General features: G+C 59.3%; 11 protein-coding genes and 2 pseudogenes. 7 read left to right on the top strand and 6 right to left on the bottom strand.

The features are described from left to right. Nucleotides 1–244 precede the first annotated feature (244 nt). The 5 genes and pseudogenes from BN2503_RS21105 to BN2503_RS18070 form a co-directional block, all read left to right on the top strand. Nucleotides 245–557, top strand: a pseudogene (locus tag BN2503_RS21105) (integrase); the annotation flags it as partial. Nucleotides 558–945: 388 nt separating this feature from the next. Beyond that, complete coding sequence (locus BN2503_RS18085; protein WP_054258007.1) at nt 946–2,136, top strand: tyrosine-type recombinase/integrase; 1,191 nt, start codon at nt 946–948, stop codon at nt 2,134–2,136. A gap of 79 nt (nt 2,137–2,215) precedes the next feature. Next, complete coding sequence (locus BN2503_RS18080) at nt 2,216–2,581, top strand: type II toxin-antitoxin system RelE/ParE family toxin (protein WP_054258006.1); 366 nt, start codon at nt 2,216–2,218, stop codon at nt 2,579–2,581. Next, nucleotides 2,574–2,912: an XRE family transcriptional regulator gene (locus BN2503_RS18075; RefSeq protein ID WP_054258005.1), complete on the top strand. Its 339-nt coding sequence runs from the start codon at nt 2,574–2,576 to the stop codon at nt 2,910–2,912. Before BN2503_RS18080 ends, BN2503_RS18075 begins: the two co-directional genes overlap by 8 nt. Before the next feature lie 15 nt (nt 2,913–2,927). Next, nucleotides 2,928–3,119 (top strand): hypothetical protein, encoded by a 192-nt coding sequence (locus BN2503_RS18070; protein ID WP_054258004.1) that lies wholly within the window; start codon nt 2,928–2,930, stop codon nt 3,117–3,119. Nucleotides 3,120–3,645: 526 nt separating this feature from the next. Here BN2503_RS18070 and BN2503_RS18065 read toward each other — a convergent pair. The 5 genes from BN2503_RS18065 to BN2503_RS18045 all read right to left on the bottom strand — a co-directional run bounded on the left by BN2503_RS18065 (nt 3,646) and on the right by BN2503_RS18045 (nt 8,155). Further along, on the bottom strand, nt 3,646–4,440 hold the full coding sequence (locus tag BN2503_RS18065) for an SIR2 family protein (RefSeq protein WP_054258003.1): 795 nt from the start codon (nt 4,438–4,440) through the stop codon (nt 3,646–3,648). Then, nucleotides 4,437–4,982 (bottom strand): non-canonical purine NTP pyrophosphatase, encoded by a 546-nt coding sequence (locus tag BN2503_RS18060; protein ID WP_199445279.1) that lies wholly within the window; start codon nt 4,980–4,982, stop codon nt 4,437–4,439. Before BN2503_RS18060 ends, BN2503_RS18065 begins: the two co-directional genes overlap by 4 nt. Before the next feature lie 11 nt (nt 4,983–4,993). Beyond that, entirely contained in the window at nt 4,994–5,953 is a 960-nt protein-coding gene (locus BN2503_RS18055; RefSeq protein ID WP_267887080.1) for an amidohydrolase family protein, read from the bottom strand. A 451-nt stretch (nt 5,954–6,404) separates the two neighbouring features. Next, complete coding sequence (locus BN2503_RS18050) at nt 6,405–7,517, bottom strand: helix-turn-helix domain-containing protein (RefSeq protein WP_054258000.1); 1,113 nt, start codon at nt 7,515–7,517, stop codon at nt 6,405–6,407. Continuing rightward, complete coding sequence (locus BN2503_RS18045) at nt 7,514–8,155, bottom strand: hypothetical protein (RefSeq protein ID WP_074930473.1); 642 nt, start codon at nt 8,153–8,155, stop codon at nt 7,514–7,516. The genes BN2503_RS18050 and BN2503_RS18045 overlap by 4 nt, the downstream gene beginning before the upstream one ends. A 338-nt stretch (nt 8,156–8,493) precedes the next feature. Between BN2503_RS18045 and BN2503_RS18040 the strand changes: the two genes are divergently transcribed. Together BN2503_RS18040 and BN2503_RS18035 are read left to right on the top strand one after the other, a co-directional pair. After that, nucleotides 8,494–9,414 (top strand): restriction endonuclease, encoded by a 921-nt coding sequence (locus BN2503_RS18040; RefSeq protein ID WP_054257998.1) that lies wholly within the window; start codon nt 8,494–8,496, stop codon nt 9,412–9,414. A 40-nt stretch (nt 9,415–9,454) separates the two neighbouring features. Continuing rightward, nucleotides 9,455–9,739, top strand: coding sequence for a DUF4124 domain-containing protein (locus BN2503_RS18035; RefSeq protein WP_054257997.1), 285 nt, complete (start codon nt 9,455–9,457; stop codon nt 9,737–9,739). Between the two features lie 12 nt (nt 9,740–9,751). Here the strand turns inward: BN2503_RS18035 and BN2503_RS20295 are convergent. Beyond that, nucleotides 9,752–9,884: pseudogene (locus BN2503_RS20295) on the bottom strand (IS110 family transposase); the annotation flags it as partial.

The following is a 9,884-nucleotide window of genomic DNA, read 5'->3' as shown; positions in this document are numbered from 1 at the left end:
TGCAAACGGCGAAAGCCTGAGCCATCGGGGCTGCAAGGCCCCTCAATGCACGAGGTGCAGACCGCCGTAAGGCCTCATCGCGCATTTAAAACGGGCTGGCGTCCAATCGTGCCTATTCGGATCCGTCAATCATGGGGTTGTGAGAGGTTCCCGCATGGCTCGGCCCGCCGGTAGGCCAAGATAGTAGTTCTTTGGGGACTCATGGCGCATCCTGCGTACCCCATCAACTCGATGGGAGTCCATCATCGAAGCAGTAGGAAACACCACTCACCGTAAGCCGTCGAACAACAGCAACGTCGTAGGCCTAGAGGGCGCCGTTCAAGCCCAAGGACATCCGGGCACTGCGTGTCCGCCTGCAGATGGAGGTGCGTATTCGGGGAGCTTGCGCTCCTCAATCTTGGTATCGACAGCAAGCTGCGCGGGCGCGACCTCGTTGCACGTAAGGTCCCTGATGCGCCCCGTGGTGACCAAGTGGCCACGCGAGCCATCGTCATGCAGCGCAGGACGAAGCGCCCTGTCCAGTTCGAGAGATCACGGTAGTTACCCGAGAAGCCCTATAGGCCATAGTACGACTGGCGCAAGACAGACTTGCGCTGCCTGCCTCAGCGAGTGGTTAGGCGTCCAAAGTTGCTCAGGCGCGTCCTATTGCAGCCAATGTGGCATGGCATACCAGATGGCATACCGAAAGAGGTAGAAAATAAAAAACCCCAAGTAAATCAATTACTTGGGGTTTTGTCTTGGCGGAGAGGGCGGCAGTCGAACCTGGGTTTCACTTTGCGTCAGAAAATCTCATGAAATCAGAAAATAACCCAATATAAACAATGACTTATGAGTTTTGTTGTTTCACAGGGTTTCTGACGGCATCTCTCAATCTTGTGTTTTTTCCGTATACTTTTCCGTATAACGAGACCAAAATTTGGGTCTCGTCTCCGTCGAACTCCACCCATGGTCAAAGCCAACAAACTCACTCAACTGCAAGCCACCAGGCTCAAGGAGCCGGGCCTGCATGGCGACGGTGCCGGCCTGTGGCTCAAAGTCACCGAAGGGGGCTCCAAGTCCTGGATTTTGCGCTACGCCTTCAACGGTCGTGAGCGCTGGACGGGGCTGGGGCCATACCCCGAGGTTTCCTTGGCTGACGCCCGTGACAAAGCCATGGACTGGCGTCGTCAGGTGCGCCAAGGCATCGACCCCATGCAAGTCAAGCACCAAGCCGTAGCCGTGGCGCGTGCCGAGCAAGCCAAAACCATCACGTTCGACAGTTGCGCCGAGCGCTATATCGAATCACACCGTTCGGGTTGGAAGAATGCCAAGCACGCCGACCAGTGGACCAACACGCTGCAAACCTACGCAGCCCCCATCATCGGCAAGATGGATGTCGCGCTGATTGAAACCGCGCACATCATGCGCGTGCTTGAACCGGTGTGGCACACCAAGGCAGAAACCGCCTCGCGCCTGCGGGGCCGTTTGGAAGCTGTGCTCGATTGGGCCACCGTGCACCGGTACCGCACGGGAGACAACCCCGCCCGCTGGAAAGGCCACCTCGACGCACTGCTGCCCGCACGCTCCAAGGTCTCCAAATCAAAGCACTTTGCTGCACTGCCATGGCGCGACATGAAACCCTTCATGGCCGAACTGCGCCAGCAAAGCGGCATCGGTGCGCTGGCTCTGCAGTTCACCATCCTCACCGCCGCCCGCTCAGGCGAAGTGCGCGGCATGGCCTGGTACGAGGTGGACTTCGAGCACAAGCTGTGGACCGTCCCAGGCGAACGCATGAAAGCCGGGAAAGAGCACCGGGTACCGCTATCGGATGCTGCCATGCAACTGCTGGAGTCTTTGAAGGACACCAAGCTGGCAGATACCGACATCGTGTTCCCCAGCACGCGTGACCACAAACCCCTCTCCGACATGACGCTCACCGCCGTGCTGCGGCGCATGAAGCGCGACGACATCACCGTGCACGGCTTCCGCTCCTCGTTTCGGGACTGGGCAGCAGAAGCCACCGACTACCCCCAGGAAATGGCGGAAATGGCGCTGGCGCACATTGTGGGCAACAAGGTGGAGGCAGCCTACCGGCGCGGGGACATGCTGGAGAAGCGGCGCGCGATGATGCAGGCGTGGGCAGAGCACTCGCTGTGAACACCGTGCAGTGGCTGTTGGATCAGCCAACCCGAATCCATTCCCTTGACGGAATATTCCTTGGAGGCTATATTTAACTATGTCTTGGGACGTTGAGTACACCGATGAGTTTGAAGCGTGGTGGGAAGGCTTGTCAGAGCAGGAGCAAGTGTCCTTGGCCGCTTCGGTAGCGTTGCTGGAAGAGCGTGGCCCCTCACTCGGACACCCCCACAGCAGTGGTATCAACGGTTCTCGCCACGGGCACATGCGCGAATTGCGCACGCAGCATGGCGGGCGGCCGTTTCGCACACTGTATGCCTTTGACCCTCGCCGAATGGCAATTTTATTGATCGGCGGTGATAAGACGGGCAATGACCGCTGGTACGAAGTGCATGTGCCAATCGCTGATCGGTTGTATGACGAGCATCTTGACCAGCTTCGCCTTGAAGGAGAAATAGATGGCTAAGAAGTTTTCTGAATTGCGGGCTGCAATGAGCCCTGAAGCGCGCGCTCAAGCCGCTGAACTCGCGCAAACCATGCTGAGCGAAATGCCACTGCACGAGCTGCGCCAAGCTCGGGGGCTGTCGCAAAAGATGCTGGCTGACGTACTGCATGTGCAGCAGCCCTCCATTGCCAAGATGGAGAAGCGCACAGACATGTACCTTTCAACGCTACGCAGCCACATCCAAGCGATGGGGGGTGAGCTGGAGGTCATTGCACGGTTTCCCGATGGGGCGGTGAAGATCAGCAACTTTGCGGAACTGGGTGCTCCGACACAGGCTGCAATGCCCTCGTGAGTGGATTCCGCGCAAATGGGAACTGCACTGCCTACGGAAGCAAAAAAGGCTGCCAGCCCGCTGCTGGTTGCACTGCATGACATTGCTACCGACCTGCACAAAGCGGGCTTCATGGATCTGAGGTCCCTGCGTGAATACGATGCGCTGTGCTTGGATGACGAAGTTGTCGAGGCGGAAGACATCCTCACGCGGCGTTCCCAACTGTAGATCAGTCAAGGAGGGCTTTCAGCGTCTGTGAACGCCTCCACATTCTCGGTAGCGCCCTGGTAAGCCAGCTCAAGTGCAAGCGGCGATGGGCATTTGCTTGAGGTTCGTTACAGAGTTTGGGGGGCTTGTATTCAGAGGGTGGCTACCCATTCAGTTGCTCGAAATTTTCGAATAACTGCTGGCGATCACGGCATGGCGCGCAGTTATGTTGGGGGGGCAATAGGCGTAACGTAGCTGAGATTCAGCGGCCAATCGAACTAGTCGTCCGTGTTCACAGAACACGGCACGTCCCATTGGCCTCGATAGGCGGGGGGGCTAGGGTTGACTTTCGACGTCCTGGAAGGCCGACCGCTTCAGGCTGAACTGAGTCATTCGCGTTCGACGGCCTGAGCGACCGCTTCGGTCATGACCGGCCAATCGACGGGTAGCGGCAGTTGTGCGCGCTGGCCATTGACCGGTTCAATTTGGCGCTTTGTGTCAGCGAGGTTAGGGGGCAGTGGCTCATGGCACGAGCCTACCCACCTCATCAAGTCACGAGCTCTTGAAGGAAGTCTGTGAGCGCCTTTTTCGGATCGTCCTCTTCGGATACGATCATCTCGATGCCCCAGTGCCTAAGCACTTCTTCTGCCGCTGGGTTTGGGCGGTGCGTGAAGACGTAGGACTTTGGTCTGACGGATGCCAGCGGCGAACGCCCCCACATCTCCGTCAGTCGATAGAACAGAAGCCGGATGTTGAAGTCCGTCAGGCTGTAGCCGACAAAGAGGACGGAATTGCTCAGTACGTCGTTGCGCAGCTTGATGTCCAGTGGCGTATCGAAGTTCAGCCGTTGGTAGTAGCTGGTCTCGTCGAGGACGATCGACTCGTCGGCTGCGAAATCACCATGGAACTTGATGATCTGTCGGTGACCGTCCCTAACGGCGACCATGTCCGCCACACTGGCAATTCTGTCGTATTTCACGCCGAACTCAGAGTGCGCGATCTCAAGCCAACGGTCGTAGTTGGTGGTGTAGATCCGCGAGAAATTGCCCTGAGTGATCAACCGGTGAATATCGGAGGCCTTGATGTCTGTGGACGGCTTGTGCCACTCCCGGTCCATCCAGCTCCGCAACTCACCGAGTCCGCCTCTTTTCTTCTTGTAGAACTCAGCAAGAGTCTGGTAGTTTCCGTAGGTGGCAAACACTGCAGGGTCATAGCCCAACTCCTTTGCGATCTGCGCGATGAGCTGGCCCCAACTCGGCAAGCCAAGGTTCGCGGATACGCCGGCACCGACAAACAGCATCAGCTTGCCGCTGCGGTGCGCTTCAAGAAGCTCAACTCTCATTTCAAGCCTTTCGTGGCTGTGAGGTGGGCGGCGAACTTATCCAGCGCTTTGCGGCGCATGGAGATGTCGTCCTTGTCTGTGCCCATCTCGGCGAACGTCTTCGTGCTGCCGTTGGGGATGAAGACGCAGTCCCACTGGAAGTCCTCCGGGCCAGCAGGAACACGGGGAACAGTGCCTTCGATGGCACCCTCGAACAGGTGCATCTCCCGCCCGTCGCAGTACCCGAGAACCGTCTTTGCGGTGACCTTGTCATCACCCAGGCCGGCCACTAGGTCAACGAAGCGGTTGGCTTCCAGCCGGTCCCAAAAGATTTGGGTCAAGCCTGCTGGGAGCTCATTCAATCCGCCGAGGTATAGCCCAGTGTGCTCAACGAACAACGGGCGGCCGATCTCTTGGAACGCCTTGATCAGTTTGTCCCGCACGAGCGCGTGGACATCCTGCGTTTGCAGCTCCTCGATCTTTCTGGATACCGGCACGATGTCCACGCCGACCGGGGTGAGGATGCGTTGCACCTCCGCGATCTTGTGCTTGTTGCCGGACATAAATCGAATCTTCAAGTCAGCCCCTCCATGAATGAAAAGCGTTTGGCGACTTCGTACTGCTGCTGCATGTCGCAGATGGACAGGCCTTCGGCCATGGCTGCACCTTGGTCGTCAGCCAAGCCGCGTTGATGGATCGCGGGGTTGTCGGAGCAAATCACGAACGGTACGCCGTGACGCCGGAACTCCTGCAGAGGGTGGGCCTCATCGCGGGGAACCGCACCCGTGAGCCGGTTGCTGATCGGGCAGACCTCGACGCAAACCCCCTTGGCGGACAGCAGGTTCAGCAGATCCGGATCCTTGCCGGCGGCCGTACCGTGGCCGATCCGATCTGCCAGGAAGAGATCCACGGCCGCGCGCACGTTCTCCACGCGACCAGTCTCTCCGGCGTGGATCGTGATGCCGAAGCCGTACCGATCCTTGGCCTTACGGATCATCGCTGGCAGCTCAGCCGGATAGGGCATCTCTTCATCTCCGGCAAGGTCGAGCCCAACGACATCCTTCGGCCGTCCGAGGTCCTCGTAGGCCTGCAAGAGGGTAGCGAGATTGGAGGCGCCGTAGTCGCCCCGAGTCACGGTGAGGATCAAGCCACGCCGGATGCCGTGGTGCTGAGCCGCGCTGCCGGTCGATTCGATGAGGCGTTCCAATGCCTGTGCCGGCGTGCAGCTCTGAAGTCCGGTCAGGTACAGAACGCTGCTGCGAAGCTCGACGAAACGCACGGCGTTCTCTGCTAGGCTTGCAAGAACAGCATGTGCAAGGCGATCGAGGTTTGCGCGCTTCTTGGGAAAGAGACGCAGCACCTGCCAAGGCGTGAGGTATTCCGCCAGCGATTTGCACGCTGCTAGGCGGGTCATATCCCGCCCAAAATCAAAGCCAGCCGGAAGCGACGTTGCTTCGTCGGCCATGATCTCCCGAATGGTCGACACTGGGATGGCGCCGTTCATGTGCACGTGGAGCTCTCCCCGGTCATGCACGTGCGCTTGCGCTTCGCCGTCGTCTGCGTCGTTGGGCGCGGCCAAAAGCCCTGGCAGATCAAGTTGCCGCTGATTCAATATCCGTCCCTAGATCTTGTTGTGGGCTTCAGCCCGGTTTTTTTGATGCTACCGCTTTATCTGCTGGGCGTGAATTCTCATGGACCCGCTTTTGGCGCTAGCGGTCGGTTTGAAGCTCCGCCAGCCTGAACCGTTGCAAGCTTGCGGCGGGCGCGGCCATGCGCACCTCAGTCGAGGTCAGTTTCAAATTCGATGAGGCGATCCAGCACCCCATGCGTGGTACAGCAGTCTGGGTTGTTCGGGTAGCGTCCCGAACTAGCGAGCAGTTCTTCGGTCATGCTTCGGCTGGCACGCACCATGATTTGCCACTCAATCAGATAGCCTTTGTCTTCGACGTGTGTTCAGAACCCGCACCCCAGCTGATAAGACAGGCCTAATCGCGCCCACCCTCGATCACTTGCAGCACTGGCCGTCGCGGGCGGCTCTGCGCCTGCGCATCACCTACCAGCGCGGTCAGCGCTAAGCCGAAGACCAACTCGTCGAGTTCGTTGACGTGTACGGCAAGTTGATCGGCAATATCGGCGCGCGTCATGCCATCCTCCCGCAGTGCGGCGAACACCTTTTGGAAGACCTGTGACGTCTCCCGGGGCGCACTATTTGGCTCTGACTTCTGGTAGCCACGTTGCGCCATCTCGATGCACAGCGATCTGTAGTGCCACTCGTTGACAAGCTTCAGATCTTTCAGCCTGTAGGCAAGCGCTGCGACAGAGACTGTCCAGAACACCTTGTGTGAGACCAGTTGGTCCACGGTGGCCATGACAGGCGCGTTGGCCAGAACGCTTCCTTCCGGCATGAGAAACGCCGATGCAAACTCGTTGGCCTGGCGCTCAGCGTCCTTGACCTTCGGGCCAGCATGACGATGAAGGACCAAGTGCCCGAGTTCATGGGCGGCATCGAAGCGGCTGCGTTCACAGGACTTTATCGTGTTGAGGAACACGAACGGCGTAGACGCATGCCACATGGAGTACGCGTCCACGTGGGCAGTGTCCAGCGACAGTGAGAACACCCGCACGCCACGCGCTTCCAGCAGATGCACCATGTTCTTGATCGGCAACTCGCCGAGACCCCAGATTCGGCGCAATGCGGCTGCAGCCGCAGCAGGGCTGGACTCGTGGCTGAGGTCAGGCAACTGCGCCGCCGGCAACTCGAAGCGCTGCTCGATCCACTCGTTCAGCATGAGCGCGACCGCGCCAGCGCCTAGCGCTGCATCCCGCTGGCCGGCGGTCATCTTCGACATGGACCGGAAGCTGACTACGTCGGGTGTCACCTCCTCTACGTCCGATCCAACAAAAAACTGCACCGGGAAGTGCAGTTGGTCAGCTAGAGCGAGGAGCCGTTCTCTTTCAGGCTTGTACTCTCCGCTCTCATACGCGGTAACCGCCCGCACATCTGCGCCGATGAGCTCAGCCAACTTCCTCTTTGTGAGCCCTCGACGTCGACGAGCAAGGCCTAGGCGGTTCGGGTTGAACTCTGCACCGTAGCTCATGCCTTCCGCCGAACCGCAACGTCGATGTCAGGCTGGACAGGGGGCGTGATCACCACCTGTTCGCCATCGAGCGGCTGAGCCCGCAAGATGATCCGTTCCTGCCACACGGAAACGCGGCCGTCGCTACCGACGTCCAGCGGCAACGACAGCTCCGCACGCAACTCGTTCTTCGCGTGGTGTGCCAGCAAGATCCAGGTGGTTACCTTCTCGTCTTCGTCTTGAAGCGGCACGGGCAGTTCCATGCCCGGCAGGTAGAGCTGCAAGCTCCGGTTGATCTCGATGGCGCCCGCGGTGTTCGGTCCCTTTGAAGAGGTCGTCGCAGGCTCAGCATGCGGAATGCCAGTTGCCTCATTGCCGGTGGAGACGATGATCGAGATCGAGCCGTCGGGGCTCACGGTCTTAGGCGAGTTCTGGTCGTTGAAGCGCGTCCAGCCCTCGGGCTTCAGCACGTCACGCAGCGTACGAACAGCTTCGCTCCACGCCGCAATGGGCGGGAACAGCGGGGGGTGGTTCTCGGTGCAGTTGGACTTGGCGATGTAGCCAGCCATAACCGCGCGCAACAACGCCGCTTCGCTTAAGCCGAGCTGCTGCAGGCGTGGGAGGACGGAGGTAGGTTCAGCGTGCAGGATCGCGGTCATCATTACTTCCGGAAGTTTAGCTGCCTGGAATCCTACCACGATTGAGTGAGAAAAACAGGAAGTTTGACTTCAGATTTTCCTGATATTTTCGAGGGGCTAAGCGACCGCTTGGTGCCATGCTGAAGTACCGCTTTGAGTGGTGAGCTGCCACTCGCGCTGGAGCGCGGAGCGCCTGCAACCGCTGCACAGCAGTCGCTTAGCGCAGCAATTCGCGTTCTGGTATCGGCACAGCACCCCTCTAGCTGCTTCCCGGCCTTCGAGCGCCCCACTGTCACTCAGGCATGACCAAACGCTTGCGCCAAAATAGTGCAAACGCCACAAAAACATCGGGAGGAACCATGGCCAGACGCAAGAAATCCAGTCCACTAGAAGATGTCCTGGACTTGCTTGCCATGCTCCCCTGGTGGGTCTGCCTGGTGCTCGCAGCGGTCAGCTATTTCTTGCTGCACCGCCTAGCGGTACCCATCCAAGCCTCTGACATTCAAGGCCAAGGAGGCGTCATGGTGGGTGCCATGATGCAAAAGGCCATCATCCATGGCCTAGCAAACGCCGGTCAGTACATCGTGCCGCTGCTGTGCATTGCAGCGGCAGCCCTTTCAGCCTGGCGGCGCAAACAGCGCCAAACCCTAGTTTCGGACGTGGCGCAAGCACGCAATGCAGACGCCCTGGACGGCATGAGCTGGCGGGAATTTGAGCTGCTGGTCGGTGAAGCTTACCGACTGCAGGGATACCGCGTGACGGAAATCGGCGGGGGCGGCCCTGACGGCGGTGTTGACCTCGTCCTGGCCAAGGGGGCGGAAAAATTCTTTGTGCAGTGCAAACAGTGGAAGGCCTACAAGGTGGGCGTGACCACCGTGCGCGAACTCTATGGCGTCATGGCTGCCAAAGGTGCCACGGCTGGCTTTGTCGTCACCTCGGGGCGGTTCACGAGCGATGCCAAAGACTTCGCCCAGGGGCGTAACATCGAACTCGTTGACGGTCCCCGGCTCTTCGCCATGATTCAGCAGGCACGGGGCACCCAAGGCCAACCAGCAGCCGCACAACGCGAGACTTCCAACTCAATGGAGAGCCCGGCGCCTCAACCCCAATCGCCAGTCCAAGCTCCCCAGGCTACCGCCAAGGCTGCAGCCCAACCCGAATGCCCACGTTGCGGTGCCGCCATGGCACTGCGCACCGCCAGACAGGGGGCCAATGCAGGCAACACGTTCTGGGGCTGCACCACCTACCCCAAATGCCGGGGAACTGTAGCTGCCAGCTAGTTCGAGTTTGAAACCAATGCGCTTATTGTCTTCTTCACGTTTGAACCTGACCCGCCATCTTCATTGGTCGTTCGCACTGCTAGGCCTGTTGAGCTTCAGCATTCCTGCCTATGCACAAAAGCCCGTCTACCGCTGCGAGACGGCAGGCAAGGTGAGCTATTCGGATGCACCTTGTGTAGGGGCCAAGGAAATCGATGCAACACCCACACAAGGCATGGACAAAATGACCGGAGCCAGCCGCAAGGGTGCTGATGTGCAGCGGGCTGAACACAATCCCTTGATGGCAGATGCCTTGAAGCCACTGACGGGCATGAGCCCTGAGTAACCGTCTTCAAAGTCAAGCACGATGAAGCGACGGGTCCCAAGGTTTGCCGGTTCTGACCATTGCGTTGAGCGTGGTCAGCAGCTTGCGCATGCATGCCACCAAGGCGACCTTGGGCAGTTTGCCCGCAGCCCTCAAACGCTCGTAG

The organism is Paenacidovorax caeni (assembly GCF_001298675.1).
GTDB classification, from domain to species: domain Bacteria; phylum Pseudomonadota; class Gammaproteobacteria; order Burkholderiales; family Burkholderiaceae_C; genus Paenacidovorax; species Paenacidovorax caeni.
Note: the sequence above shows the minus strand (reverse complement) of the source record. Positions and strands in the feature narration are given on the sequence as shown.